At 48.9% G+C, this 26,343-nt stretch carries 26 protein-coding genes, 1 pseudogene and 1 other annotated feature; of the genes and pseudogenes, 6 read left to right on the top strand and 21 right to left on the bottom strand.

The features are described 5' to 3' along the window. Positions 1-102: 102 nt before the first annotated feature. A complete protein-coding gene (locus tag ACIFQN_RS21090; protein WP_429835003.1) occupies positions 103-1,236 on the top strand; it encodes a glycosyltransferase in 1,134 nt (377 codons plus the stop codon). Positions 1,237-1,390: 154 nt separating this feature from the next. After that, positions 1,391-2,218 (top strand): M55 family metallopeptidase, encoded by an 828-nt coding sequence (locus ACIFQN_RS21095; RefSeq protein ID WP_429835004.1) that lies wholly within the window; start codon positions 1,391-1,393, stop codon positions 2,216-2,218. An 86-nt stretch (positions 2,219-2,304) separates the two neighbouring features. Here the strand turns inward: ACIFQN_RS21095 and ACIFQN_RS21100 are convergent. Beyond that, positions 2,305-2,493, bottom strand: a pseudogene (locus ACIFQN_RS21100) (hypothetical protein); the annotation flags it as partial. A 204-nt stretch (positions 2,494-2,697) separates the two neighbouring features. On the opposite strand from ACIFQN_RS21100, the gene ACIFQN_RS21105 reads away from it, so the two are divergent. Beyond that, the gene (locus ACIFQN_RS21105) at positions 2,698-3,168 is read left to right on the top strand and encodes a DinB family protein (protein ID WP_429835005.1); all 471 of its coding nucleotides are present in this window, start codon (positions 2,698-2,700) and stop codon (positions 3,166-3,168) included. A gap of 157 nt (positions 3,169-3,325) precedes the next feature. Here ACIFQN_RS21105 and ACIFQN_RS21110 read toward each other — a convergent pair whose 3' ends face one another. The 7 genes from ACIFQN_RS21110 to ACIFQN_RS21140 all read right to left on the bottom strand — a co-directional run bounded on the left by ACIFQN_RS21110 (position 3,326) and on the right by ACIFQN_RS21140 (position 10,013). Then, positions 3,326-3,526, bottom strand: coding sequence for a cold-shock protein (locus tag ACIFQN_RS21110; RefSeq protein ID WP_429835006.1), 201 nt, complete (start codon positions 3,524-3,526; stop codon positions 3,326-3,328). 102 nt (positions 3,527-3,628) lie between these two features. Further along, positions 3,629-4,408 carry a DUF4179 domain-containing protein gene (locus ACIFQN_RS21115; RefSeq protein WP_429835007.1) on the bottom strand — a complete coding sequence of 260 codons (780 nt, stop codon included), beginning with the start codon at positions 4,406-4,408 and terminating at the stop codon, positions 3,629-3,631. Continuing rightward, complete coding sequence (locus ACIFQN_RS21120; RefSeq protein ID WP_429835008.1) at positions 4,387-4,974, bottom strand: sigma-70 family RNA polymerase sigma factor; 588 nt, start codon at positions 4,972-4,974, stop codon at positions 4,387-4,389. Before ACIFQN_RS21120 ends, ACIFQN_RS21115 begins: the two co-directional genes overlap by 22 nt. 260 nt (positions 4,975-5,234) lie before the next feature. Continuing rightward, entirely contained in the window at positions 5,235-6,533 is a 1,299-nt protein-coding gene (locus ACIFQN_RS21125) for a nucleotide sugar dehydrogenase (RefSeq protein ID WP_429835009.1), read from the bottom strand. Between the two features lie 312 nt (positions 6,534-6,845). Then, on the bottom strand, positions 6,846-7,178 hold the full coding sequence (locus ACIFQN_RS21130; protein ID WP_429835010.1) for a 2Fe-2S iron-sulfur cluster-binding protein: 333 nt from the start codon (positions 7,176-7,178) through the stop codon (positions 6,846-6,848). A gap of 43 nt (positions 7,179-7,221) precedes the next feature. Beyond that, the gene (locus ACIFQN_RS21135) at positions 7,222-7,632 is read right to left on the bottom strand and encodes a DUF350 domain-containing protein (protein WP_429835011.1); all 411 of its coding nucleotides are present in this window, start codon (positions 7,630-7,632) and stop codon (positions 7,222-7,224) included. Between the two features lie 23 nt (positions 7,633-7,655). After that, complete coding sequence (locus ACIFQN_RS21140; RefSeq protein ID WP_429835012.1) at positions 7,656-10,013, bottom strand: endonuclease MutS2; 2,358 nt, start codon at positions 10,011-10,013, stop codon at positions 7,656-7,658. A gap of 199 nt (positions 10,014-10,212) precedes the next feature. On the opposite strand from ACIFQN_RS21140, the gene ACIFQN_RS21145 reads away from it, so the two are divergent. Next, positions 10,213-10,587 carry a phage holin family protein gene (locus ACIFQN_RS21145; protein WP_429835013.1) on the top strand — a complete coding sequence of 125 codons (375 nt, stop codon included), beginning with the start codon at positions 10,213-10,215 and terminating at the stop codon, positions 10,585-10,587. 54 nt (positions 10,588-10,641) lie between these two features. On the opposite strand, the gene larB is transcribed toward ACIFQN_RS21145, so the two are convergent. The 5 genes from larB to pheS all read right to left on the bottom strand — a co-directional run bounded on the left by larB (position 10,642) and on the right by pheS (position 16,149). Beyond that, positions 10,642-11,388 (bottom strand): nickel pincer cofactor biosynthesis protein LarB, encoded by a 747-nt coding sequence (gene larB, locus ACIFQN_RS21150; protein WP_429835014.1) that lies wholly within the window; start codon positions 11,386-11,388, stop codon positions 10,642-10,644. Continuing rightward, complete coding sequence (gene larE, locus ACIFQN_RS21155) at positions 11,381-12,247, bottom strand: ATP-dependent sacrificial sulfur transferase LarE (RefSeq protein ID WP_429835016.1); 867 nt, start codon at positions 12,245-12,247, stop codon at positions 11,381-11,383. Before larE ends, larB begins: the two co-directional genes overlap by 8 nt. 68 nt (positions 12,248-12,315) lie before the next feature. Then, a complete protein-coding gene (gene zapA / locus ACIFQN_RS21160) occupies positions 12,316-12,594 on the bottom strand; it encodes a cell division protein ZapA (RefSeq protein ID WP_429835017.1) in 279 nt (92 codons plus the stop codon). 81 nt (positions 12,595-12,675) lie between these two features. Beyond that, positions 12,676-15,099: a phenylalanine--tRNA ligase subunit beta gene (gene pheT / locus ACIFQN_RS21165; protein WP_429835018.1), complete on the bottom strand. Its 2,424-nt coding sequence runs from the start codon at positions 15,097-15,099 to the stop codon at positions 12,676-12,678. A gap of 15 nt (positions 15,100-15,114) precedes the next feature. Further along, entirely contained in the window at positions 15,115-16,149 is a 1,035-nt protein-coding gene (gene pheS, locus ACIFQN_RS21170) for a phenylalanine--tRNA ligase subunit alpha (protein WP_429835019.1), read from the bottom strand. Between the two features lie 57 nt (positions 16,150-16,206). Further along, positions 16,207-16,491, bottom strand: a binding site (T-box leader). Between the two features lie 120 nt (positions 16,492-16,611). On the opposite strand from pheS, the gene ACIFQN_RS21175 reads away from it, so the two are divergent. Then, a complete protein-coding gene (locus ACIFQN_RS21175; RefSeq protein ID WP_429835020.1) occupies positions 16,612-17,328 on the top strand; it encodes a DUF2225 domain-containing protein in 717 nt (238 codons plus the stop codon). On the opposite strand, the gene ACIFQN_RS21180 is transcribed toward ACIFQN_RS21175, so the two are convergent. Together ACIFQN_RS21180 and ACIFQN_RS21185 are read right to left on the bottom strand one after the other, a co-directional pair. Beyond that, positions 17,325-18,152, bottom strand: a complete 828-nt coding sequence (locus ACIFQN_RS21180; RefSeq protein WP_429835021.1) for a TrmH family RNA methyltransferase — start codon at positions 18,150-18,152, stop codon at positions 17,325-17,327. The two genes, ACIFQN_RS21175 and ACIFQN_RS21180, sit on opposite strands and share 4 nt — an antisense overlap. Positions 18,153-18,154: 2 nt before the next feature. Further along, complete coding sequence (locus ACIFQN_RS21185; RefSeq protein WP_429835022.1) at positions 18,155-18,808, bottom strand: potassium channel family protein; 654 nt, start codon at positions 18,806-18,808, stop codon at positions 18,155-18,157. 205 nt (positions 18,809-19,013) lie between these two features. Between ACIFQN_RS21185 and sspI the strand changes: the two genes are divergently transcribed. Further along, complete coding sequence (gene sspI / locus ACIFQN_RS21190; RefSeq protein WP_429835023.1) at positions 19,014-19,250, top strand: small acid-soluble spore protein SspI; 237 nt, start codon at positions 19,014-19,016, stop codon at positions 19,248-19,250. Between the two features lie 37 nt (positions 19,251-19,287). Here sspI and ACIFQN_RS21195 read toward each other — a convergent pair whose 3' ends face one another. The 6 genes from ACIFQN_RS21195 to ACIFQN_RS21220 form a co-directional block, all read right to left on the bottom strand. Further along, positions 19,288-20,439: a GerAB/ArcD/ProY family transporter gene (locus tag ACIFQN_RS21195; RefSeq protein ID WP_429835024.1), complete on the bottom strand. Its 1,152-nt coding sequence runs from the start codon at positions 20,437-20,439 to the stop codon at positions 19,288-19,290. 12 nt (positions 20,440-20,451) lie between these two features. Next, positions 20,452-21,612: a Ger(x)C family spore germination protein gene (locus ACIFQN_RS21200; protein ID WP_429835025.1), complete on the bottom strand. Its 1,161-nt coding sequence runs from the start codon at positions 21,610-21,612 to the stop codon at positions 20,452-20,454. Next, the gene (locus ACIFQN_RS21205; RefSeq protein ID WP_429835026.1) at positions 21,605-22,765 is read right to left on the bottom strand and encodes a GerAB/ArcD/ProY family transporter; all 1,161 of its coding nucleotides are present in this window, start codon (positions 22,763-22,765) and stop codon (positions 21,605-21,607) included. Before ACIFQN_RS21205 ends, ACIFQN_RS21200 begins: the two co-directional genes overlap by 8 nt. Then, positions 22,762-24,297, bottom strand: coding sequence for a spore germination protein (locus ACIFQN_RS21210; protein WP_429835027.1), 1,536 nt, complete (start codon positions 24,295-24,297; stop codon positions 22,762-22,764). Before ACIFQN_RS21210 ends, ACIFQN_RS21205 begins: the two co-directional genes overlap by 4 nt. Before the next feature lie 243 nt (positions 24,298-24,540). Beyond that, a complete protein-coding gene (locus ACIFQN_RS21215) occupies positions 24,541-24,858 on the bottom strand; it encodes a hypothetical protein (RefSeq protein WP_429835028.1) in 318 nt (105 codons plus the stop codon). Positions 24,859-24,913: 55 nt separating this feature from the next. Further along, positions 24,914-26,317, bottom strand: coding sequence for an amino acid permease (locus ACIFQN_RS21220; RefSeq protein ID WP_429835101.1), 1,404 nt, complete (start codon positions 26,315-26,317; stop codon positions 24,914-24,916). Positions 26,318-26,343: the final 26 nt, after the last annotated feature.

Raw genomic sequence — 26,343 nt, forward strand, 5'->3', positions numbered from 1 at the left:
TTTTCCTCCATAAACGATACCACAAGTGCTGTCTTATTGCGAATCTATCAGGCATCTGCTATAGTGAGAATGGTTTCCTTAATAAGATTCGGGTGAAATGACATGAGCAAATTACGAGTCCTCCACGTGATTGGCGGGGGGGAATATGGCGGTGCGGAACAACATATTTTAAATTTAGTCTCTACTTTCCCTGAAGAGGAAGTAGAGGTAGCGGTAATTTGTTTCTACGACTCGCTTTTTGCCAGCAAGCTGCGAGAAGCAGGAATTTCTGTCGTCACACTGAATCAATTCGGACGATTTGATTTGCGGCTGCTCCGTGCACTGAGACGTGCCTTTCTCTCGTTTCAGCCTGCCATCATACATACGCATGGGGTAAAAGCCAACTTCTTTTCCCGATTGGCCTCACGCGGAATGAATCTGCCCTTGCTAACTACTGTCCACAGCGCGCTGCGTTACGATTATGCCAGCGCCCTTGGCTATATGATCGTGAGTCTGATGGAGCGAAGTACGCGACTCTGGAACCGGCATTATATCGCGATCAGTGGTGCGATCTCCGAGATCTTGCGGGGACAGGGTGTTTCTGCTGCCGATATCAGCGTGATTTACAATGGTATGGATCTCTCCCCCTATCGGCAAAATCAGCTGCGCGCTTCTGACCGTAGTCGGTTACGCGCCGAATGGGACATTCCTGAAGACGCTTTTTTATTCGGGACAGTTGCTCGTTTTGTTCCAGTAAAAGGATTGCCGATTCTTCTCGATGGCTTTGCTCAATTTGTGCGTGACACAGAAAACGCTCCTTTTCTTGTCCTGATTGGAGATGGTTCGGAACGCGGGATTCTGGAAGCAAAGGTCCGGGAGCTTCATCTGGAAAACCGTGTCCGCTTTACCGGGTTTCGGCAGGACATCCCAGCTTGTCTACATGCCATAGACGGCTTTGTTCATTCTTCTCTGTACGAGGGTCTTGGCTACACCATTATCGAAGCTATGGCTTCCGAGGTACCTGTAGTCGCCAGCAATGTGGGCGGTGTGAAGGAATTCGTCTTTCATAGGGAGACAGGCTTGGTTGTGGAACCGGGCGACCCAGCTGCTCTGGCACAAGCAATGGAGCAGCTGTACACCTCGGCCGAGCTGCGGGAGAGCCTGGTAAACAACGCCTTGGAAAAGGTAGAGGATTCCTTTACGATTCAGCAGATGACAGAGAAAATTCTTGCCCTCTATCGCAAGCTGCTGACCTGAGAAAAGCACGACTCGCTTTCTAACAAGCGTCTGTCGTGCTTTTTTCAATGGAACCTTTGTTAGAAGAATCAGTTTTCGTAGTTGCCTACTTTCTCACAATCTGGTTACATAGAATGGGAACGATTTAGATTCGCAGGTGAAAGGATGAAGAAAGATGAAACTATTTCTATCTGTAGATATGGAAGGGATCTCCGGAATCGTTGACACAAGTTATATCAATCCTGACTCAGGAATCAACTACCAGCGCGGCCGTCAATTCATGACCGGTGACGCCAACGCTGTTATTGAAGCTGCGATCGAATGCGGAGCAACCGAGATCGTCGTAGCGGACAGTCATAACACCATGAACAACATCCTCTGGGAATCCCTCCATCCGAAAGCCAAACTTTTGGCAGGTACACCCCGCGACTCTTCTATGGTACAAGGCTTGGACGAGAGCTTTGATGCTGCTATGTTCATCGGTTACCATACCCGCCAAGGAGTTCCTGGTGTCCTGAGCCATACCATGTCCGGTGTCATCCGCAATATGTATATTAATGGACAGATCGTGGGTGAATTTGGGTTTAACGCCGCGTATGCTGGCATGTACAACGTTCCGGTGGTAATGGTCTCCGGTGACAATCTCATCGCTAAGGAAGCTCTTGACCTGATTCCAGGACTCCATACTGCAATCGTCAAGGAAGCTGTATCCCGTACTGCTGCAATCTGTCTATCCCGTGAGGACGCAACCGCCGAATTGAAACGTCAGACTACGCTTGCCCTCACAAACCTGAAGCAAATCGCTCCATACCGCACTGCACTCCCTGTGGAGCTTGCCGTAGAATTTTCGCATGCGGGTCAAGCAGAGCTCGCGGCTATTGTTCCGGGTACCCGTTATGAAACGGAGACGAACACACTCTACTACAATGCAGCCAATCAGCACGATCTGTACAAAACGATGCGTGCTATGCTCAACCTCGCATCTGGCGCAGAGTTTTTCTAATCTCCATTAAAAAGGAAGGAGAGCACAGCCTGGTCATTTTCGCTGACGCTGTGCCCTCTTTTCGGATCCTCCCCCAACTACGTGCTGCTGTTTCCTCCCACTCCCACGCTTTGTTGTTGCAACGTATTCGCCGAATCAATGGCAGCATCATTCCCTGCAGCACTGCTTCGTCCTGCGCCAATTGCGATTTGGGTCGTATTTGGGGCATTGGTGAACTGGCTATTGATTACAACCACAATATGTTTACTCCCGTTTAAAGGAGTTTTTACAGCCATACGTCTTTAGGGTAGACTGACGATCCGGCATTAAGCAAACGAGCAGTTTTGCTTAACTTCTAATGTCCCAATAGTAGAATAAACATTTAGGGACTTTCCGAAGAAATCACATTAGGGTGACTTATAATTGGTTAAAAGCAAGAAGGCATTTGTTCTATAACGAAGAATAATATCCGCAAGAATAATGATGAAGGAGAGGATCGGATGGAAAAGTTGATAGGGGAGTACAGCCAAGACTATGCCCTGTTGCGAGAAGCCGTCGAAGGATTGTCTGAGGAAGAGCTGCGTTTCCAACCTGCACCGGACAAATGGAGCATCCATCAGATTGTGATCCATGTGACGGATGACGAAATCCTGTCGACACATCGGCTGAGAAAAGTCTTAGCGGAGGAAGAACCGCTTCTGCTATCATTTGATCAGGAAGCCTGGACGGATAACCTGGGATATGAACGATTGGACCGCGAGCAGCATCTGCTCCTGTTCCAAATGCTTCGGGCCAGCATGCTGACGCTTCTGGAAAATCTGACTCCCAAACAGCTTGATCGGGTCGGGCAATATCCCGATGGAGTGCGGTACACGTTCAAAGAGCTGCTGGAATTGCGCATCGAGCATGTCCGTGACCACCTCGCCCAGATCGAGCGGGTAAGGCAGGCATATCGGGAGGATAGGGTATAACACTATATGCTAGTTGTGATTAAACTAACGAGTTCGTTAGTTCAATAAAAACAGCGGCCAGTCTAAGACTTTAATTTCAGGTCTTAGGTAGCCGCTGGTTCATTAATTGGTGAAAAAAAACAGACCCATGAATGAGTCTGTTTGTCGTTTATCGCTTTTATGCTTTTCGAACGTTCGTCGCCTGAGGACCGCGTTGACCATTTTCAACGTCAAAGGTAACCTCTTGTCCTTCGTCCAATGTTTTAAAACCTTCGCCCTGGATCGCGGAGAAATGAACGAACACGTCATCTCCACCATCTCTCTCGATAAACCCAAAACCTTTTTCACTGTTAAACCACTTTACTTTGCCACGTTCCATTTTAGCCTCCTAGCATGTAACCATAACATGAAGTTGAAATTTTTCTTACCCAGTTAGTATTGGCAGAAATGCTATCATCTATACGTTTTGTTGATTCTTTCTTTAGTTAGCAGCCTCTGTGGCTTGTCTGGCTTTGCTTTGATCAATGACAACCTGCCCCTTCCAGCTTCCTTTTGTTTTTCCAATTCGGTTGACATCCACATTCAACGTAATAGACTGCGGTAATTTTCTACCATCCGTAACAAATGCCAGAATGCCCTCGGGCTGATCATGATCAGCAATTCCGGTATTGATTTCCTTTCCAGCAGCGTCAGTCAGGTAGAAGGGCAGTCTGTCTTCTTTACTCGTCCCGATAAATGGCAATACACTATGCCCTTCCAGCCCTTGTTCCTGGTAGGTAGGATTCTCTACCTGCTTGCCGTCCTTTGTCCCCTCATTGAGCACCTCAAGGCCTGTTGTATCGAATTCAAATGGAACCAGCGTCCCGTCCAGCTGCTCAATGCTGTAGTGAATAAGCACTTTTGTATCCTCCACATAAACTTCCTTGAAGTGGATGGAAATCCCTTGATCCGTCATTTTTTGATCCATGGGTACAGACAGACCCTCGGACACAGCACGCTTCACGCCGTCGTTTACCAGCCCGTTCAGATCATGATTGCCAGTAAAATAGGATGCTCCGTTCAAAGTAGCGTACACCCCTGTTGGCAGTAAGATGGCTGCGGCCAAGCATATGGTCAATACTCTTTTTTTCATGGAAAAAGTCTCCTTTTTTTTGTGGTAGCGAATAAAGGACTGCCTGACGCTTTCGTCCAGCTCTTCGGGCACCTCTATCTTTTCGATATGTTCGGTTAAGGACTGCTTCACTTTTTTTGAAATAGACATTCTTGGAGTTCCTCCCCGTTCAGTTCGGTGTCAAACCATGCTCGGATGCGCTTCAATGCCAGATGATTTCTCGATTTGGCAGTACCTATGGGAATCTGCAGTAACTCGGCAATCTCGTCATAAGAATAATCGAAGTAAAACCGATAGATAATGACGCTCCTCAGCTTAAACGGTAACGTCATAATCGCTCGCTGCATCTCCTGAGAAGACTCTGTTTCCAGCAAAGGCTCATCAGGCATCTCAACGTGCGGTTTTTCACCTAAGCGATTTTTTCGCTCGAGTAAACGGAATCTTCTCCAAATCTGTCTACGCCAGCTTTTGACTTGCCTAATGACAATACCATTCACCCATAAAAGGAAAGGACGCTTTCGATCATAGCTCGGCAGCGCTCTCCACAACTGGCAGTAAATCTCGCTTACGATATCGTGAACATCTTCTTTATTACTGACCATGGCTGCAACCGTACCGTATATTTTTTTGCTTGTCATGCTGTAAACCACTTCAAACGCTTCCTGGTCCCCAGCGATTAATTTATCCAGCCATAGATCTAACATTTGCTCATTCATTGGAGGGCCCCCTGAAATTGTATACATCATGTATTGGCTCTCTACTTTGAATTGGTTCACTAGGTTTCATCATTTTTTTACGTGAGAAGTACGTTATGTCCTTTTGTTATGTTCCGGCGGTAGTGGAAAAGAGGAAACAGCGCTTACTCTTCTACCTGCCTTCTTTTGAACTATTTTATAAAAAAAACTTCTATAAAAACGCATAGAAGCGCGTTTATAGAAGTTTCTTATAAAAGTCTATTTGGACGAACATCGCCTTTTTAAATACGAATCAAGGTAGCATGATCAGCCACATCAAGCGGGATTCGATTCTTCGTATCAAACAAGATAGGAGAATCTGCCATTTGACCTGTCAGGGCCGCCCAATCGACATCTGCGAATTCTTTTTGCACAGCGGTCAGAAGCAGGGCATCTGCCCCTTTGATCGCTTGCTCCAACGTACTTGTTTTGTGCTCGTAAACGGTCGGAACAGCAGGATCGTAGGATCGTACCTCTACGCCTTTTGCCAAGAGCAGCTTGATCAAATCGTGTACAGGGCTGACACGGTCGTCATTGGAAAAGTCTTTCATGGCCATTCCCAAAACGGCTACGCGGCTGCCTGAGAGCGTTTTTCCTTTTTCCTTCAGTGCTGTTTCCAGCATGCCGATCAATACTCCTGGAACCGCGTCATTGATACTGCGGGCCTGCTGCAACAACGGCAGGGCCACTTCCAGCTCACGCGCCTTTGGCTGCAGGTAGTGAAGTGCATTTGGCAAGCAAAAGCCCCCTACACCTGGTCCAGGCGTCAACAGGTTGACACGTGTATGTGTATTTGCCACTTTGATCAGCTCGAACGTATCAATGCCAAAAGCTTCGGAAAAACGCGCGAATTCCTGCACCATCGCGATATTCACATCACGTTGAATATTTTCAATAACCTTCGCTGTTTCCACGACTCGGATGTCAGAGATGGTGATTTCCGTTTCGTTAATAAAGGAAAGCAGCTCTTTTCCTTTTGCAGCGCTTTGCTCATTAATTCCGCCAAGCACGAGCGGCATGTGGATGAACTCTTCAAAAGCTCGTCCTTCTGCAATCCGCTCCGAGCAGTAGGTCAGATAGAAATCGACGCCTGCTGTAAGTCCGCTCGCTTCCTCTAAAATCGGCAATATAACCTCTTGTGTTGTACCGGGTACAACCGTACTGCGGATCATGACCGTATCGCCTTTTTTCAGCACGCCGCCCAATGTTTGCGCACAGCTTTTCAAAGGTCCCAGATCAGGATCACCGTTATGAACCGGCAAACCAACTGCCACAATATAATGATTCACTTCCGCTGCTGCTTCCTCATAAGAAGTCGTTGCACGGAAACGCTTCGCTTCAATCTGCTCTCGAAGAATTTCCGAGAGGGTTTTCCCCTGATAGGACTCCAAATGGTGGGAATGAGCCGCATTGATATCATCGACCACGTGAGGTAGGGCATCAACGCCGACGACGTTTGCTCCTTTCATGGCGTAGGTAAGCGCCAACGGCAAGCCTACAAACCCCAATCCTACAACAGCTACGCTTACAGGCTGAGTCATTGCGTATCTCCTCTTTCACGTTCTCTAGGTAAGGTCCAGGCAACTATTCAGTCACTCGGCCAACGGCAAATCAGTTACGACATGTAGTAAATACCTGCGGCAATAAAAATCACGCACAATCCTATGAGGACCTTGTACAACGTTTCCAAGGCGGTTCCTCCCCATGCTCATAGTCAAGGCTTGGCTCCCTGCCAAATCCTAATTATACTCTCGAATGAAATATCGTTCAATACAGGTTTCTTTTTTTAGAAAACCTGGCTACGCCATGCCTTTTTGGCGGAGCCGCGGTTGCACTTATACTGGATAGGAATTTTATAAATTCCTATCTGTACAAGCTGAGCCAGATGCATCCAAATAAACAGATAGCGGACCACTCACGTACACCTGACAAGCTAGACGAAAACCTTTTCCGAGTGCATCTTGGCCTAGACGATACTGCTCCGTCGCAGAGGCGCCAGATGCAGAACCTTCAGGTATTTGCATGCGCAGTGCGCACGTTCTGCACTTTCCCGTCGTACAAAAAAAATCAATCGGCAGCTTGGCACGCACCAGGCCCATGAGCAGGTTATCCCCTGGAGTCAGATAGATCACCTGCTGCCTGGTTCCTTCCCAGACAGTAACCGCAATAGAATCTTTCTTTTCCACGGTGTTCCCTCCCACAGGCTGCTGGTGAAAAAGCTTTCGTTATTTATCGCGACAGACTGGCACCTATAATATAGGAAAAGCCAATGGACAGGACCATCGCGATAAAACCGATCGCCCTGTTGTCCTTGGCAATTTCCTCGTCGATCTTGAAGGTGGGGGTCATGAACTCGAATACGAAGTAACTGACCATAAGTAACAAAAAGCCGAATGTTCCCCAAATCAGTGCTTGACCAAGCGACAGGTGCGCTTGGATTGAATAGCGGAAAATATTGGCGATGCCAAAAATTTTCCCTCCGGTTGCCATTGCTACTGCAAGATTTCCCTGCTTTAGCTCCTGCCAGACCCGATAACGCGTTACCAGCTCAAACACGGACAGAAACAAGATCATCGCCAGTCCGGTGACGGTAAAATAAGCGGCAGTAGCAAAGTATGGATTGTGCAGAAGGCTTGCCATGGTTCCCCCTCCCACTTATCTGCTTATTTTAATTCGGCAATTGTAGCACCCACGCCACCTTCACCCTGTCCACCCAGGCGGAAGGATTTGACGTTGCGATGATGCCTCAGGTATTCATGCACACCTTTGCGAAGGACACCCGTACCATGGCCGTGAATAATGGACACCGAATGCAACCCGGCCAAAAGGGCGTCATCCAGAAACTGATCAATCTCCCTGATCCCGTCTTCTACATTGTAGCCACGTAAATCGAGATCCATCTTGATGTTGTCGCTTCTGCGCTTGACTGATGTGTATGGTGCAGCTTGCGGCTTTTGCTGCATCGAATTTTGGACGTTCATATCTTCGCGTTTTACTTTCATCTTCATGATACCGATCTGCACCAAAAATTCGTCATTGGTTACTTTTTCCAGAACGGTACCTTTTTGACCAAAGCTTGTGACCATGACTTCATCACCTACTTTGATCTGCGCCTGGCGCACAGCCTTGGCTGGCTTTTTGACCTTTTCCTTTTCCAGCTCCAGCACAGCATTCCCCAGGCGTTTCTTGGCATCAATCAAGCGGTGCTCCTTGATCTCCATGCCCTCTGCCATCATCTGGCGCAGTTCACGGATGATCGTATCCGCTTCTTCTTTTGCCAGTTGCACAGCGATTCGCGCCTCGTCTTCGGCTCGTTCCATTCGCTTGTTCTTCTCTTCAGCGAACTGTGCCCGCTCTTCCTCCAGCTCACGCCGCAGTGCTTCTGCTTCTCGTCTGAGTGTCTCTGCCTTTTGCCGTTCTGCCTCTGCTGTCTTGCGGTTGCGCTCCAGGGAGGCAATCATGCTCTCTACCTGATTGTCTTCTTCACTGATGGAGCCACGTGCTACTTCAATAATGTGCTCGGGGAGTCCCAGACGTCTCGCAATGGCAAACGCATTGGAACGGCCTGGCACCCCAATCAGGAGGCGGTACGTAGGCCGCAGCGTCTCTACGTCAAACTCGACGCTCGCGTTGATTACCTCGGGCCTGTCATAGGCATACGCCTTTAGCTCGCTGTAGTGAGTCGTGGCGACAAGACGCGCTTTCGATTCAATCACATGATCAATGATCGACATCGCCAGGGCTGCACCCTCCGTCGGATCTGTTCCTGCTCCGAGCTCATCAAACAGGACCAGGCTTTTCTCATCCATGTTTGCCAAAATATGAATGATATTGGTCATATGGCTGGAAAAGGTGGATAAGCTCTGTTCGATAGATTGCTCATCGCCGATGTCGGCAAATACCGAGGAGAAGACTGTCATTTCGCTTTCTTCCTCCGCTGGAATATGCAGTCCAGACATCGCCATCAAGGACAATAACCCGATCGTCTTTAAGGAAACTGTTTTCCCCCCTGTGTTAGGACCTGTCACGACAATCGCCTGGTATTCCCCACCGAGCTCTACGTCTACAGGTACGACGACTTCTCGCGGGATGAGGGGATGACGCGCTTTTTTCAGATGGAGGTAACCTCGATCGTTGAGACGCGGACAGATGGCCTTCATGCTCCAGGCCAGTTGGGCCTTGGCAAACATAAAGTCAAGCTCAGTCAATGCGTCTACATTCTCGGTCAACGCCTCAACTGCAAAAGAAACCTGTTCGGTCAGCACGTAGAGAATTCGCTCGACCTCGCGTTCCTCGCGAAGGCGCAGCTCCCTCAGCTTGTTGTTCATCGCGACAATGATTTCCGGCTCAATAAAGAGCGTAGCACCCGATGCGGACTGATCATGCACAATACCGCCGAATACATGCCGATACTCTTGTTTTACCGGTATCACAAAACGATCTCCACGAATCGTGACAATATTTTCCATCAACATCTTCTGATAGGAGGACGAGCGAGTCATCTGATCCAGCTTTTCCCTGATTCTCGACTCTAGTTGTCTGATCTCTTGACGAACCTGACGCAGCTCGATGCTGGCACTATCCAAAATCTCGCCACCTTCATCAATACAGCGGCGAATTTCTGTTTCCAACTCGCGAAGGCCCTCAATTCGCTCTGCTTCCTGCTGAAGCAGAGGCAGCTCGTGATCATCGCACATATCCAGCAAAAAGGACTTGAGTCGTCGTCCAGCCATAACGGTGCTGGCAATATCCAATAGCTCCATCGGGGCGAGCATCGCATTCAGTCTGGCACGCTGCACCGGGCCACGGATGTCCCGAATCCCCCCGAGCGGAACACTCCCTTTCAGGCGCAATACTGTAGCCGCTTGAGCTGTCCCCAGCTGAGCTGTCACTACCTCATCCAGCCGCAGAAAGGGAACCAATTCGGACGCTTTTTCTTTTCCATATGTGCAAGATGCCTTGTCAATTAACAGGGCGACCATTTTATCATACTCTAATGTTTTTAATACCCGTTGTTCCACTTTGATCCTCCTTATTTTAAGCAAGCAGCGCCCAAACGTATCAGGCGACGGGAGCTACAGTTCAACCAGGCAATCCTTACGATCTTATCATTATATCATGAGAGCCGTTTCAAGGATAATTTTACACGCCCCCTTTTGGCATAGTTCGACACCCAATGAGCCACAATGAAGATGAAACAATCCCAAAGGAGGAGTACACTTGACGATCATGCGCCATATAGTCCGCTTTATCGTCGCTGCCGTAGTCCTGATGTTTGTCGGGTTTTTAGTCCCCGGCTTTTCTGTAAGCAGCTTCTGGACTGCATTTCTAGCTGCGGTTGTAATTGCCCTCTTGGGCTGGGCCGTAGAAGCCATGTTCGGGGATCGCATTTCACCCTATAATCGTGGCATCATCGGCTTTCTCGTCAGTGCCGTGGTCATTTATTTGACCCAATTTATCGTCTCCGGCTTCCGCGTAACGATTCTGGGAGCGCTCCTTGCTTCTTTGGTCATCGGGATCATTGACCTGTTTATCCCGATTAAGACCCATATGGATATGCGCAATGGCGACGCTGGGAACAAGCAAGAGACCTAAATGTATGCGAAAAAGAGCCACCCTTTTGTATACGGGTTGGCTCTTTTTTTGCGTTTAACGGACCATTTGCCTGTGAATCATACCTGCCATATAGCCAGCACCAAATCCGTTGTCGATATTGACAACCGCTACTCCATTGGCACAGGAGTTCAGCATAGCCAAAAGCGCTGCTACTCCGCCAAAGTTGGCACCGTAGCCCACACTGGTGGGGACTGCGATCACCGGTTTGTCTACGAGGCCGGCCACAACACTGGTGAGTGCCCCTTCCATGCCAGCGATACAAATAATGACCGCTGCCCCTCTAATCTCCTCCAGCCTATGAAACAGGCGGTGAATGCCTGCCACTCCTACATCCGCAATCACTCTGGTTTCACTGCCAAAGCAGCGCACTGTCCAGGCAGCTTCCTGCGCCACCTGCCAATCCGAGGTTCCCGCAGCGACTACGGCGATATAACCTTCACGCTTTGGCATCAACGGCTTTTTACTGAAGATGAGCAGACCCGCTTCCGCTATGTATTGAATGTTTGGCCGCTGTTCTTGCACTTGTTTTGCCTGCTTCTCACTGACCCTTGTAACCAGAACCAACTCCTGATGTGCTTGCAGCCTGTCAATGATTCCAATAAGTTGGTCTACACTTTTTCCCGCCCCGTACACAACCTCAGGAAATCCAGTTCTTCCAGCCCGATCGAGGTCCAAAGTGGCGTAATCCAGACGGCTTGCCCCCATCAGCAGTTCCTCCGCCTGTTCGATACTCAAGCGTCCAGCCTTCACTTCATGCAGGATGCTTTTCACATCAGCCATGACTTTGTTTCACCTCTGTTCGAAGTACTGCGTTCATACTGCCAGTCTGATAGCCAAACAAATCCAAGGTGACATACGAAAAACCAATTTTCTGCAGCGTCTGATTAATTTGACCATGATAGTGAAGCACACGGCTAAAATCTTCCGGACCCACTTCAATTCTGGCAATCGTATCATGATGCCTGACTCTTACCTGATGAAAGCCGAGACTGAGCAAGTACCCCTCTGCTCGATCCACTTGATCAATCTTTTCCAGCGTGATTTGTGATCCATATGGAATTCGGGAGGAAAGGCAGGCAAATGACGGCTTGTTCCACGTCGACAATCCCATTTCCCTGGATAACGCACGGATGTCTTCCTTGTAAAAACTTGCTTCCTGCAGTGGACTGCGTACACCACGCTGCGTGGCAGCTACTCGGCCCGGACGATAATCTCCCTGATCATCCACATTTGCCCCATCACAAATGACAGCCTGCCATTCGTTTTCTTCGGCCATATGCCCTAGATGCTCATACAAGCCATCCTTGCAGTAAAAGCACCGGTTTACTGGATTGGAGACAAAATTGGGATTCTCCATTTCCCTTATTTCCGTAGTAACGAAACGGGCACCGATCTGATTTGCCAAATGTTTCGCCGCTTCAAACTCACGGGTCGGAAACGTTTCGGACGCCGCCGTCACCGCAATTGCCCGATCTCCTAATTCTTCTACTGCCCGAGCCAAGAGAAACGTGCTATCCACACCGCCGGAAAAGGCTACCAATACCGTGCCCATTTCCCGCAAAATGCTCCCCAGCCGCTCATTCTTCTCACCCAGAGTTAACCCCTTTGTGTCGTGATTTTGTTGGTTGTTGGCATCCATGTGTTTTCTCCCCCTTCGGTCCAAGCTTTATCCTTACAATGTGAAAAGAGAGGCAGCAGCCCCTCTTTTCATTCATCTATCTTTTTTCCATTTGCATCTTCCTGAAGGATCTTCAGCAGTTCTTCGTACTCTTGACGTAAGCGGAAGTATTCGTCCGCAATATTCACCGCAGAGAGTACTGCAATTTTGGCAGTGTCCAGACGATGGTTGCCGTTTGCGATTTCGTTCATCTTGTCATCAACGAAACCGGCCACCATGCGTATGTGATTGACACTTGCCTTGCCACTGAGCCGGTATTGTTGGCCGAAGATATCCACCGTCAAACGATTTTTCCCATCAACTTGCACGAGGGGTTCCTCCCTACTGCGACACTCGCACTACTGTATCCTTTTTAGGTTACTGAAAATGTCAGATTTCGTCAAGCCATCTTACATTCTCAGTTCTGCACCTGTATTGTTTTTCAATGCTTCGATGACGGAAGCGGTCACTTGTTGGATTTCTTCATCTTGCAAGGTACGCTCTACATGACGGAATACGAGCGCAAAGGCCATGCTCTTTTTGTCTGTGGCAATCCGTTCGCCCGTGTATACATCGAACAGCGTAAGGGATTCAAGCAGCTCGCCTGCCGCTTCGCGAATGGTGGCTTCCAGCTGGCCAGCCGGCACGCTGCGGTCGACAACGAGAGCGAGGTCGCGTGTCACTGCCGGGAATTTAGGCAGTTGGTTATAATGGCCAACCTCAGTCGCCACTGCGATGAGCTTCCCTACGTCAAGCTGGAATACGTACGTTTCGGACAGATCATACGCTTTCTCTGTACCAGGGTGAATCTGGCCCAGGTAACCGAGACGCTGATCTCCTACACAAATCTCTGCCGTACGGCCTGGATGCATGCCTGCCAGATCAGCTACAGCCTTATACTGAGCGGCTGTAATGCCAAGGCGCGCCAAGAGGGATTCGACAACACCTTTTGCCTGATAGAAGTCTACGGGCAGCTTGGCGCCCATCCAGTTTGGCGGCAGCCATTGACCTGTCAAGGCACCCGCTACATAGAGGCGTTCGTCTGGAAGCTGTGTCAGCGTTTCTTCTGAAGTCAAGAATACCCGTCCCAGCTCGAAAATACCTACGTCATGGTTTTGACGGTTTTTATTATATGCGATTGTCTGGAGCAAGCTCGGTATGAGACTTGTACGCAATACACTGTGCTCTTCACTCATGGGCATGAGCAGGTTGACAGGGGTTACTTTTTCCTGATGCAGACCAGATACATCTTCTACACGGTCAGGGTGAACCAATGCATAGGAAATTGCTTCGTTCAGACCTGCACCGATCAGATGATGACGAATAGTCCGGCGCAGTTGTTGCTCTTGCGTTAGTTGACCTTGTGTTGTCATACCTCTAGGCAAGCTTGTCGGGATGTTGTCATAGCCGTACAGGCGAGCCACTTCTTCGACCAAGTCCTCAGGCAGAGTAATGTCTCCGCGTCTCGTCGGAACCGTAACTGTCCAGCTGTCATTTCCTACTTCGTACGGGAACTGCAAACGGTCGAAAATCACAGATACGTCGGAAGCGACCATAGACGTACCCAAATGCTGATTGATTTTTTGCAGGGAGACCGTTACTACAGCAGGTGTTGCTTCCTTTACGACTGCTTTCGCGATTCCTTTGGAAACAGTAGCTCCAGACAATTGCTGAATCAAGGACGCTGCGCGCTCTCCAGCTTCTTGTACCCGCGCCTGGTCAACTCCTTTTTCCCAGCGGACGCAGCCTTCTGTGCGCATTCCCAAGGAACGTGCCGTGCGACGTACCGTTTGTGGTGTGAACCAGGCTGCTTCAAGGATGATTTCGTTCGTTTCTCCTGTGATTTCGGAGTTGGCCCCCCCCATGACACCAGCGATGGCCAATCCTTTTGTCGAGTCGGCGATCAATAACGTCTCTGCGTCGAGTGTACGCTCCTGATCGTCCAAGGTCACCAATTTCTCACCCTCGCTTGCCAGACGAACGATAATCGAGCGATCGGCTACTTGTCCTGCATCAAAAGCGTGCAACGGCTGGCCGTATTCAAGCAATACGTAGTTTGTTACATCTACTACGTTATTGATCGGACGGATGCCGGCTGCCATCAAGCGATTCTTCATCCATTGCGGAGAAGTCGCAATGTTGGCATTGGTAAAGTGACGTCCGTTGTACTGGTAGCTATCGTTTGTTGCTTCGATTTTCACTTGCAACGGGTTATCTGCGCCGTTTTCGTTCAGCTCGATTTGTGGCAGCAAAACTTCTTTGCCCAAAATCGCAGCTACCTCGTAGGCCACACCCAGCATGCTCAGGCAGTCGGAACGGTTTGGTGTCAGACCGAGCTCCAAAACATAGTCATCCAATCCGAGGTAAGAGACAGCATCCATCCCAATTTCTGCTTCTTCGGGAAGGACCATAATGCCTTCTTGTTGATCTTTTGCCAGTAATTTATCATTTAAGCCCAGTTCCTTCGCGGAGCAAATCATCCCTTGGGATTCCACACCGCGCAGCTTGGAGCGCTTAATATTGAGGCCACCTGGCAATTTAGCGCCGATCAATGCGACTAGTACCTTTTGTCCTTTGTCTACGTTTGGTGCTCCACAGACAATTTGCAGGTCTTCACCCTGTCCTGCATCGACGACACACACATTCAGACGATCTGCATCCGGGTGCTTGCTTCGTTCTTTTACATAACCGATTACCACGCCAGATACGCCTGCATTGCGCGATTCTACTGCATCTACTTCAACCCCTGAGCGAGTTAGTTTTTCAGCCAGCTCATGAGGGTTCGTTTCACTTAAATCGACGTATTCCGCTAACCATTGGTATGATACCTTCATCTTTACCTCTCCTCTCTAGCCTCTGTTGAACTGACGCAAGAAACGAACGTCGTTGGTATAAAAATGGCGGATATCCTCTACCCCGTATTTCAGCATGGCAATCCGTTCAACACCCATCCCGAAAGCAAACCCGCTGACTTCCTCTGGATTGTAACCGGCCATCTCCAAAACGCGAGGGTGCACCATACCAGAGCCCAAAATTTCGATCCAGCCTGTTTGTTTACATACACGGCAGCCGTGTCCACCGCAGTTGAAGCATTGCAAGTCTACTTCGGCACTAGGCTCCGTGAATGGGAAGAAGCTCGGGCGCAAACGGACCTGTTGGTTTTCCCCAAACATTTGGCGTGCAAAAGTCAGCAAGGTACCTTTCAAATCGCTCATCCCAATTTTTTTATCGATCACAAGTCCTTCGATCTGGGTGAACTGGTGGGAGTGTGTAGCATCGTCATCGTCACGTCGATACACTTTACCCGGGCAGATCATTTTGAGCGGTGTCTTGCCTTCTTTTTTCAGCATGGTACGCGCCTGTACCGGAGAAGTCTGGGTGCGCATCAACAGTTCGTCTGTTACATAAAACGTATCCTGCATGTCACGGGCCGGATGGCCTTTTGGCAGGTTGAGCATTTCGAAGTTGAAATGATCCGTTTCTAGTTCTGGACCTTCTGCAACCTCAAAGCCCAATCCGATGAAAATGTCTTCTATTTCTTCGATGATGCGGGAGAGCGGATGCATGGTTCCCGCTGGTACCGGTCTGCCTGGCAATGTTACGTCAACCGTTTGGGACGACAGCTTGGCATTCAGTGCCGCTTCTTCAAACGCCTGCTGCTTGCCGGCGAATGCTGACTCCAGTGCTTCCCTCACTTCATTCACCAGTTGGCCTACTACCGGACGCTCTTCTGGAGAAAGACTGCCCATTCCGCGCAAGAGTTCCGTCAGCTCTCCTTTTTTACCCAGGTACTTGACGCGCAAATCCTGAAGTTGTGTGCTTTCCGTCACTTGGCTGATTTGGCCCAGTGCGGACTCTTTCATTTCTTGCAACCGAGTTTGCACTTCGTATCGCTCCTTTATTGTGCTTTTTTGTTAAAAAAAAAGAAAAACCCGCCCCCAAAAAGGGACGAGTTACTTTTTTCTCGCGGTACCACCCTTGTTAGACAAAAGCTTCTGCCTGTGACATCCCTGTGACAATATCACTAGTGAAGGCGCGACTTCTGTCTCACTTAAGATCATTGGTAACGGGAATGACCCGGCTGCTCCTACTGCGCCAAAAAGCGGTTCAGAGTGCGGCTCAGGAGTGAATTTCGCAGCTATTATGTTAAAGATGCTCTCAGTCTGCGGCATCTTCTCCCTGAAAACATATAGGTCCTGCGTACTAGTCTCCGTCATCGCTTTGCGTTATAATCAAGACGTAGGAAAATTATAGCGCAACAAGAGAGAACTTTCAATTCTACAAATGTTACATATCGCGTGGATGCTCTCGTTCGATCTTCTCGATGCAGAAAGGGGACTTTTGACATGATTGTTAATGTTTCCGCCCTCTATGATAAATCATGCACCTGCCGTCACTGCCAAACCACCTTCAGCACCAAGCGAATCAGAAGCGGCACATTGACGATGGTCCAAAGAGACAGTGTTTTTTACACGACGTTCAAGGAGCAATCGCTCAATCCGATTTACTATACGGTAAGTGTTTGTCCGCAATGCGGTTTTGCCTTTACTGATCAGTTCAGAGACCGGCTGGCTCCATGGCAAAAGCAAGTCGTAGATGAACACATCGCGGCAAAATGGACACCAAAGAACTTCGGATCAATAAGACAAATCACAGAAGCTATCGTGAGTTACAAATTGGCGATCTACGCCGCCGAGTTGACAGATCAGCCGCATGCAGTAAAAGCTGGCCTCTACTTGCGCCTGGCGTGGCTATATCGCTCCCAAGAAAATGTTGCCGAGGAAATTCGTTTCATCGACATGGCTGTCAATGAGTATGAGCAATCTTACATACATACAGACTACAAGCTCGGCGACAAGGAAATGTCCGAAGTACGCCTCCTGTACTTAATCGGCGAACTATACCGTCGATTGGAAAAGTTTGACCTCGCCATCAAATATTTCGGCAAAGCACTCGCCTTTCGCAACCATACAATCGAAAGCGGTATTATTCGGATGGCACAGGATCAATGGCAACTGGCACGCGAGGAATACAAAGAGAAAAAGGAGCAGAAGATCGGCTAGCGCAGCTGGTCTTTTCTTTTTCTTTGCGCTTCATAAACAAAAATGCCTGCTGCAACCGCTGCGTTCAATGATTCGGCTTGCCCGTAGATCGGAATGTGCACGTACTGGTCAGCCTGTCGCATCAGATCCTCACAAACACCTCTGCCCTCGTTGCCAATGACAATCGCCGTCCTCTTTGTGTAATCGGCCTCGTCATAAGCGATGCTGTCTTTTTGCAGGGAAGAGACGAGCAGGCGCCCTCCATTTCGCCGCCACTGCGCAGCCGTTTCGGGTAGTGCCCCTGTGAATACAGGCAGTCGGAACAATGCTCCCATGGTAGCCCGTACCACTTTTCCGTTGTATACATCGACGCTTCCCTTACCCAGTACAACTCCATCTACAGATGCAGCCTCAGCCGTCCGCAAGATCGTGCCCAGATTGCCAGGATCCTGGATTTCGTCAAGAAACAACAGCAGCAGATCTTCATCCGCACTCATTTTCTTGTCTACCCAGTCTGCCCAATCAGTCGCTATTTTTGTCACTTCTGCCACAATTCCCTGGGGTGATTTGGTTTCCGAAAGCTTGCCAAGCACCGCAGCAGACGCAGCAACCACATGAACATCCCCGGGATGGTTAGCCATGGCTCGCCGACAAGCCGGATCCATATCTCGATCATTGTCATACAGGATCGTCATAACCTCTGCTCCGCTTTTTAGCGCTTCCTCCACGAGGTGCGCTCCTTCAACGAGAAAACGTCCTTGTTCTTCTCTGCCTTTTCGGTCCAGTAATTGATTAAGCCGCTTGACCAGCGGATTTTGTATGGAGGTAATCACTTCGTGTGCCATGCTTATGCGCGCTCCTCAAATGCTTTAAGGTCTTTGTTATTTCCAATCACGACAAGGACATCTCCGTACTGGATGAGATCATCCGGACTTGGGGCAATGTTGAATTTGTCCCCGCTTTTAATCGCGATCACGTTTACTCCATATTTGTTCCGGATGTCTAGCTGGCGCATGTTTTTCCCTACCATTTTGGAAGACACAACTACCTCTGCCACACTGTAATCCTCAGCCAGCTCAATAAAGTCTAGGACATTGGCAGAAATCAGATTATGGGCAACACGCACCCCCATATCTCGCTCCGGGAAGACGACGCGATCTGCTCCGACTTTGTACAACACCTGTCCGTGCCGCTCATTCTGAGCCTTGGCTACAATCTTTTTGACACCCAGTTCCTTCAAGGTAAGGACAGTCAGGATACTCGCCTGGATGTCTACACCGATGGCAACGACTACCACATCAAAATTTCGGATGCCAATCTCCTTGAGTGCACGTTCGTCCGTAGAGTCGGCTGCTACCGCATGGGTAACAAATTGAATATTTTCATTGATGCGCTCTTCGTTCTCGTCTATGCCCATGACTTCATAATCCATTTCGTACAAAGTACGGGCTACGCTCGCACCAAAACGCCCCATTCCAATAATGGCAAATTGCTTAGACATCACTTATCTTCTCCTTCTTCGTGGCAGTATCCCTTCGCTGGTTGCTCAGTGCGAAGACAAAGCCACATCCGTATCCCCTAGAGGCTTGCTCCAATATCAAGCATTATAGCATAACGCAAACCTGCGCTACAAAAGGGTATGAGCAAACAAACTCGGACAAATACTAAGTTCGAATTAATTTCTAAAGAGAGGTGTCAGAACGGTCATGAATATTGCCTCGCTCAATTTGCGCCAAGCGATTATGTACAAAATGCAAGGATCAGACTCCAGTGCTGTAGAAGAGACCATTAGCGATGCGATCAGCAGTGGGCAGGAAAAGACCTTGCCTGGTCTGGGCGTTCTGTTTGAAGTATTGTGGCAGAACAGTGATACTTCCTCCCGCCAGGAAATAGTGCAGACCATTGCCTCCCACCTGCCTGAGCAAGCGGAAAAACCTATCTAACTGAAAGTAAAAGTGGCAAAAAGCAAGGGGAGGGACACTATGTCTCTCCCTCTTTGTGCTCTGCCACGGTTCGGTCTGAAGAGTGCCTGCACCACTGCAGGATGGCCAAGAAAATCGGAATGACAACCGTCGTCAAATAACCATAGTAAGTCAGCTTTTTGACGAAAGAAAAAAACGCAACGATGTTTTGCGGCCACAGCGAAAAATAAAAGAGCGGGATCATGAGGATTACGGCAGTGACTCGCTGAAACCTGATCCCCTTTCCAAACCACAAGCGAATGACGTAGATCATTGAATAATACATATTTCCGATGGTAGTAAACACCGATGCCATCCAGATCGTGAGAAAGGCGGACTCCAGCCTTTCCAAAAACCACCCGGTTCTTTGCGCGGTCTTGACCATCTCGAGTGTCGGCCAGATGAGATGCTGCAGCTCCTCGTAGCCAAATACGACAATGCCCGCTGCTACGGTAAGGACATAAGCCAGGGTCGTAAAACCCAAGCCAATCCAGCTTGCCAAAGCGATCCTGGCGCCCGGCATCGCCAATCCGAAATAAATCATCATCAGCTCATACCCCGTATACTGCGTAAAAGTACTCACCCCCGTCCCAATTACCTCCTTCCACGAGTCAATGTGCAGCGGCAACAAATTGTGCCAGCTATCGGAGTTGAATGTCGCATACGGGATGAGGAAGGCGGGAATGAACATGATCGGAAACAAGAGCTCGTTGACCCGGGCCAACACTTCCGGATCGAACATACAAAGGTACAAAACAATCAGGAACAAAGTAATCAGAATCACCTCAAGCGGTGTTTCCAACAGCACTGCCGTGACGATTACCTCCCCGAATCCACGCGCAACTGTTCCCGTATTCATAAATTGAAACGAGAGGAACAAAAGCATCAAGGGGTAGCTGAGCATTCTTCCTAACCCGGGATTACGACGCCCGCCAAGAACGAGAGGACTGTATTCGACAAAGGTGAGCCCCGGGTATTGCTTGCTTAAGTAGACGATCGCCAGCAGCGGAAACATAGCAATCACTCCACCTACAAACGGTCCCAGCCATCCCATCTCATGCAAAGTCATGGTAGCTGTACGGGGCATAGTCAGGATCCCCACCCCGATCATCGAGCTGATCATAATAGAGATTAATTGCCATGTGCTGATGTATCCCGTTTGTTTTCCCATTTCATCGCGCTCCTATTGCATTTCCATACCTAAGCGACGAATTTTGATCGTATAGACAACATCACTTGGGAAATTTTTGAAATCCTTTTCCCAGTCGTGCTTTTCCCAGTAATCTCGGTAGTGGTGAGCTCTAAGAGCAAGTCCGAGCTTCAGAAGGTCGCTGTTGTAATCCTTTTGCAACTGCCGGAACAGCTTTCTGGCCCTACCCTCCATTTCCTTTTTGATCAATCCCTGCATTTGTGTGATGAATTTTTCAGGGGGCAGATGGAGATTGGTTGTGACTTCCACGATATCCCCCTGAAGCTCACAGACAAAGGTGGCAGCATGTCCGCCATGATTTTTCTGCCCTGCTATATGGCTTCCTTTAAGCTCTAGCTTCTTTTTTACGAAATGGGGGCGGAAAGTGACGAATCCGTTATCCGTATTGGGCAAAGGGATAATGACATCTCCTCCGCGTTCCTTATTTCGCAGCTGCAGAAGCGACCATGTCTGGATATCATTGAGTGCCCCCACCATTTTATGTCCGCGAAATACAGCCACTCCTTTCCAGCGGACCTCCGTTGCACTCGCTTGTACGTAATTGAGGTATGGCTGCATCGTTTTGTTAGAAGTCTGGTTGAAATAATCTCCCAAGGTTTGATCGGGGATGGTTCCCATTTTGGCCCCGTTCTCGATCAAGTCCATCAGGAATACGACGGGAATTTGTGCCAGTTGAGGCTTGAACTTCAGTAAGGTTGCAGCCTCTCCTTCGACGACAATCGGCCACATCAGACGCCGAATTTGCGGCTCCCTCCGAAAGCTGTCCATGATGTCGCCAATTCCTTTTCTCGCTACCTTTTCACTGATAGCCAGGACTCGGGTATGACCTAAAAACAGCTTCTGGTTCAAGCGCAGCTGTAAATTATTGTTGGCATCGAGAATAGTCCTGCCTGTCACGCTCATGATTTTCACCGCATCGGCATTTCCCCCTCCCCCTTTTCCGCTGCTCCCCGCAATCTTGATGGGGATGGGAATTTGCACGGTCAGCTTGTACAAATCACTTCTACCCTCCACCATGTCGATGGCGATGGCAAGTATGGAGGTGCGTTCCTCCAGCTCCCTTCTGTCCCAGCACCCCGTCAGGAGGGAAAGACAAACGAGCAGAACTGTCGATCGAAACCATACTCTAGCCATCTGCATTCCTCTCCTTTTCTTTTTGTCCAAAGCCCCTCATGAAGATTACTATCAAATAGAGGGTAGGGACTCCCAGATTGAGGATGATGCTGATCATTCCCAAATAAGAGCTCACGCGAAAAATATCCACAATGTTTTGCGGCCATAGGGCAATAAAGTAAAGAGGGATAAACATGATAGCGGAAATAACCCTTTGAAACACAATTCCTTTATTGAACAACTGGCGCAAACCATACATGACCGCGTAATAGGCATTAGCCACCGTAGTGAACACGGCGGTAACCCATACTGCCAGGAAAGCGGATTCCAGTCGCTCCAGGATGAGTCCCGGAACCTGCGTAGTCTTTACCAGCTCCAGCGTTGGCCAGGTAACCCGCTGCAACTCTTCGTATCCGAACACCACAATGCCTGCTACCACGATCAAGGTATACACAACCATCGCAATACCAATCCCGTAAAACCCTGACCTTGCTTTGCTATTATTTTCGTGTGCGTAAGCGAAGTAGATCAGCATGATTTCGTAACCGGAAAAAGAATAGATCGCTTCATAGGTACCTTCGAGAAGAGAACTTCCCGATACTCGAAAAAGCGGTAAAATATTGTTCCATTCCGCCTTCTGGAAGGAAGCGAGGGCGATAAACAGGATTGGAAACAGGATCAACGGGAAAAGAAGCTCATTGACACGGGCTACCACTTCCACCTCGTGCAAGCATAAGATGAACGCCAGAAGAAACATCGAAATGATAATGACCTCCAGCGGGGTTTCGAGCAGGACGGATGTGACCACGACTTCTCCAAAAACGCGGGCGACGATGGCGGTTGTGGAATACAAGAAGCTAAGGTAGCCGATGATCCAGGGCAGACTCAGCCATTTGCCCATTTTGGGATTTTTTTTTGTTCCCCACACAATCGGGCTATATTCAATGAACGTCATTCCGGGAAAACGTTTACTCAGCGTAGCGATCATCCAAATGGACAAAAACGCGAAAACGGAACCGAAAACAGGAGACATCCAGCCTGCTTCAAGCAAGACGGAAGTCGTTGTCCGTGGTAGGGTCAAAACACCTACGCCAATTAGCGTACTCGTAATCAAAGACGTCAGTTGCCACAAGGAAAACGTTTGTTGTTGGCTACTAACGTCCTGCTTTCTCACGATTTCTCATCCTCTCTCATACGTATCTCATCATGTATATGGAACATGGTAGGACGTGATTTCATTAAATGATGGGGGGCGCGAATAACCAAATCCCTCATCCCCTTCATGTTGAGCGGACTTAGTGGCGACATATACGGTACACCGAATGACTTGATCGACGATAAATGAATCAAGATAACGATTAAAAAAAGCATGATCCCATATAACCCAAACATTCCCGCTAGAAGCATCACCGGAAAACGCAGCATTCGAATTGCAATGGCTGCGCTGTAGCTCGGGGAGGCAAATGAACCGATCGTAGTCACTGCCACGATGATGACCATGACTGGACTGACCAGACCTGCTGATACGGCCGCTTCCCCCACTACCAATGCCCCTACGATTCCGATAGTGGGTCCGATCGGGCCAGGCAGCCGAACACTCGCTTCCCGCAAAATCTCGATGGCGAGTTCCATGAATAAAGCCTCCACCAGCGAGGGGAACGGCACTGTTGATCTTCCTGCAGCCATGGCGATCACGAGACGAGAGGGGATCATCTCCGGATGAAAAGCGCTAAATGCGATGTACAGTGATGGCAGCAATAGCGCAATTGAGATACTGATAATCCGGATAAGGCGGATAAGTGTCGCAATGTAAAACCGTTCGTAATAATCCTCTGGACTTTGGTAAAACTGGGAAAAAACAGCCGGGGCTATCAATCCAAACGGCGTCCCATCGACCAGTATGCCGACCTTTCCCTCCAGCAGATTAGCAACGACCTTATCCGGTCTTTCTGTATTCTGAATCTGGGGAAAAGGTGACCATTTGCGGTCTTGGATCATTTGCTCAATGTAACCACTTTCCAAAATGGAGTCTACATTGATGTTCTCAATTCGTGACAACACTTCTTTTACCATGGGCGGGTGGGCCAATCCCTCGATGTACATCACGTAGATGTCGGTCTGTGTCCGCTGCCCCACAACGAGGTGGCGTACCCTGAGATTGGGGTCCTTCAGACGAAATCGGATGAGGGCAGAGTTGACACAAAGGGTCTCACAAAAACCGTCTCGTGGGCCGCGAACGACTGACTCTGTTTGCGGTTCCTCCACACTTCGGCGATCCCATCCTCGCGTATTGTTCAGGTATGCCTTTTTTTCTCCATCGCGTATGAGAACAGCTGTTCCTGACAGGATATTGCGAATGACCTGGCGTAAACCGTCAGTCGACTCTAGCTCATTTGTGGCAGGACGGTCATAAGAAATTTGGGGATTGGTCATATAGGTGATGATGAACTCGCTGATGACATTCCGATCGACCATTCCATCTAGAAACACGATGGCGCAATCCACGTTTGCCTTGTCCGGAAAACGCCGGACGACCAAGTCATCGCATTTTCCCAACTGATGCTCGATTAACATAATGTTCTCATCAATATTTGTCGAAAGATCTATATCTGATACACTTTCCATGCTTTTATTGGCATGGTTATTCAATCCGTTCTCCTGAAGGGTTTCCTTTCGTTTTTGCCACGCCCTCCAAAATCGGCTCAACGCTCTCCCCCCTTGGTTCCTTAGTCTGCGCAGCTTACAGGTACGGATAGTGTACCCAAGAAAGGAAATGAAATCCCTTTTTATCACGTGCCGCATAAAAGCAAAAAAAACAGATCCAGCAAAAAGCCGGACCTGTATTTTTTTATTGCCTAAAGCTTGTTTTTGGGTACCCCGCTACCCGGTTCGCCAAGAAGAGGGGTGGACAGGACATAAATACCATGGTTGGAGAATGCCCATACCAGATTACGGTCCCACTCTCCGAACGTTGAAAGGTTGCGGCCCCTCGTTATCAGGAGTCGCCATCGGATGAGTAAAAATACCCGTCTTTACATCATATCCCCACGTACCGGGAGCAGGCTCACCCGGCAATAGCTTGTGCTCCTCTTTTGGATACGGCGTTGGCGCATCCGGTGCTGTGACATTGAGACCTGTGCGTGGAGCCACATAGGTATCTGTCTTCGCACCCGTCGATGCATCGACTGATGTGATTGGCACAAGTGCACCAAGTGCGAGAGTGGTTATGAGAAACGTACTGAATACTCGCTGTTTCCGTTTTTTCATCAGCTCAATCCCCCTTGATTTCTAATTGGAAAAAGCCTATGTGAAAGTCTGAATGTTACGATTGAATGTCTTTTTTGTCCTGATTTGCCAAATTAGCAGATGCTTCATAGGCTCCCGGATTTGCCTTTTTCCAAATAAAGTACGCAATTGTAATGACAATCAAAAGCGGGAAGCCCATGGTCAGAGTATCTTTAAACTCTGGTTGGAACCAGGTCGAGAGAACCACGCAAGCCAAAAGAACTGCTCCCAAAATCGTCAAATACGGAAAGCCAATCATTCTCACTGGCAGTTTGCGTCCGCCCATTTGCTCCCATTTGCGTCGGAAGAACAGATGGGTAACGAAAACCATGAACCATGCAAACATCGCACCAAAGCTGGAGAGAGAAATCATTACGACAAAGGATTGATCAGGGGCTACGATATTAATGACGGTCGCAATAGCGATTCCGATGGTGGACAGCGCCAATGCTTTGACAGGAACGCCTTTTTTGCTCAAGTCACCGAGCTTGGCTGGCGCGAATCCTGCGCGTGACAGAGAAAACACCATCCGTGTAGAAATGTACAACTGACTGTTCATTGCAGATAAGGCCGCGGTCAATACGACGAAGTTCATGATCCCGGCCGCGCCAGGAATATTGATAATTCCGAAAACTTTGACAAATGGACTTGCGTCGCCGCCGGCATTTTGCCAAGGGACAATCATCAGCATCAAAGCGAGCGTCAGAATGTAGAACAGCACCAGACGAACAACTGCGGTTTTCAAAGCCATCGGAACAGCCTTTTCCGGTTCTTTCGCCTCTCCAGCACTGACCGCAATCATTTCAATACTGAGGTAGCTGAACAAGGAGATGAAGATGGCGATCCACATGCCCCACACGCCATTCGGGAAGAAGCCTCCATTATTTGTAAAGTTCTGGGGACCAACCTCAGCGTTTGAAGTACCAAATACGACATAAGCTCCAAATACAATAAACAAAATGATAGCTGCTACTTTTATCATGGAGAACCAGTACTCAACAATTCCGAACAAATTCACACTAGTAGCGTTTACAAAAAGAAGTACTGCCGAGAAAATGACGATCCAGACTAAACCGGGTACATCCGGGAACCAATATTTCATATAGACGGACATCGCGGATACTTCTGTACCTACTGCACACACCAGACTGAACCAATAAGCATAACGGACGGAAAAACCTGCCCACGGGTTAATGTACCTCTCCGCGTGAGCTCCAAACGAGCCTGTCGTCGGATGGGCAACCGTCATTTCCGCTAGACAACCCATCAACAAAAGCGCGATAACCGCACCGATGAGGTAGCTGACGATTACACTGGGTCCTGCAAAGCCGATCGCCATCCCGCTACCGAGAAACAATCCAGTACCAATGGCACCGCCGATTGCGATCATGGCGAGCTGGCGGGTAGTTAACCCGCGCTGCAGTCCCTTCTCCCTCTCCATAATGTCTTGAAAATTGTTATTATTGG

Source organism: Brevibacillus sp. NRS-1366, from assembly GCF_050467985.1.

Excerpts from the sequence above, each read along its gene's own strand:
- ACIFQN_RS21175 (WP_429835020.1), top strand. The coding sequence starts at position 16,612 with ATGATTGTTAATGTTTCCGCCCTCTATGATAAATCATGCACCTGCCGT.
- ACIFQN_RS21195 (WP_429835024.1), bottom strand. The coding sequence starts at position 20,439 with ATGGGAAAACAAACGGGATACATCAGCACATGGCAATTAATCTCTATT.
- ACIFQN_RS21220 (WP_429835101.1), bottom strand. The coding sequence starts at position 26,317 with ATGGAGAGGGAGAAGGGACTGCAGCGCGGGTTAACTACCCGCCAGCTC.
- ACIFQN_RS21180 (WP_429835021.1), bottom strand. The coding sequence starts at position 18,152 with ATGGCACACGAAGTGATTACCTCCATACAAAATCCGCTGGTCAAGCGG.
- larE (WP_429835016.1), bottom strand. The coding sequence starts at position 12,247 with ATGGATGCCAACAACCAACAAAATCACGACACAAAGGGGTTAACTCTG.
- ACIFQN_RS21115 (WP_429835007.1), bottom strand. The coding sequence starts at position 4,408 with ATGTCTATTTCAAAAAAAGTGAAGCAGTCCTTAACCGAACATATCGAA.
- ACIFQN_RS21200 (WP_429835025.1), bottom strand. The coding sequence starts at position 21,612 with ATGGCTAGAGTATGGTTTCGATCGACAGTTCTGCTCGTTTGTCTTTCC.
- ACIFQN_RS21215 (WP_429835028.1), bottom strand. The coding sequence starts at position 24,858 with ATGAAAAAACGGAAACAGCGAGTATTCAGTACGTTTCTCATAACCACT.
- ACIFQN_RS21105 (WP_429835005.1), top strand. The coding sequence starts at position 2,698 with ATGGAAAAGTTGATAGGGGAGTACAGCCAAGACTATGCCCTGTTGCGA.
- ACIFQN_RS21110 (WP_429835006.1), bottom strand. The coding sequence starts at position 3,526 with ATGGAACGTGGCAAAGTAAAGTGGTTTAACAGTGAAAAAGGTTTTGGG.
- sspI (WP_429835023.1), top strand. The coding sequence starts at position 19,014 with ATGAATATTGCCTCGCTCAATTTGCGCCAAGCGATTATGTACAAAATG.
- ACIFQN_RS21135 (WP_429835011.1), bottom strand. The coding sequence starts at position 7,632 with ATGGCAAGCCTTCTGCACAATCCATACTTTGCTACTGCCGCTTATTTT.
- pheT (WP_429835018.1), bottom strand. The coding sequence starts at position 15,099 with ATGAAGGTATCATACCAATGGTTAGCGGAATACGTCGATTTAAGTGAA.
- ACIFQN_RS21095 (WP_429835004.1), top strand. The coding sequence starts at position 1,391 with ATGAAACTATTTCTATCTGTAGATATGGAAGGGATCTCCGGAATCGTT.
- ACIFQN_RS21090 (WP_429835003.1), top strand. The coding sequence starts at position 103 with ATGAGCAAATTACGAGTCCTCCACGTGATTGGCGGGGGGGAATATGGC.
- ACIFQN_RS21120 (WP_429835008.1), bottom strand. The coding sequence starts at position 4,974 with ATGAATGAGCAAATGTTAGATCTATGGCTGGATAAATTAATCGCTGGG.
- ACIFQN_RS21185 (WP_429835022.1), bottom strand. The coding sequence starts at position 18,808 with ATGTCTAAGCAATTTGCCATTATTGGAATGGGGCGTTTTGGTGCGAGC.
- larB (WP_429835014.1), bottom strand. The coding sequence starts at position 11,388 with ATGGCTGATGTGAAAAGCATCCTGCATGAAGTGAAGGCTGGACGCTTG.
- ACIFQN_RS21125 (WP_429835009.1), bottom strand. The coding sequence starts at position 6,533 with ATGACTCAGCCTGTAAGCGTAGCTGTTGTAGGATTGGGGTTTGTAGGC.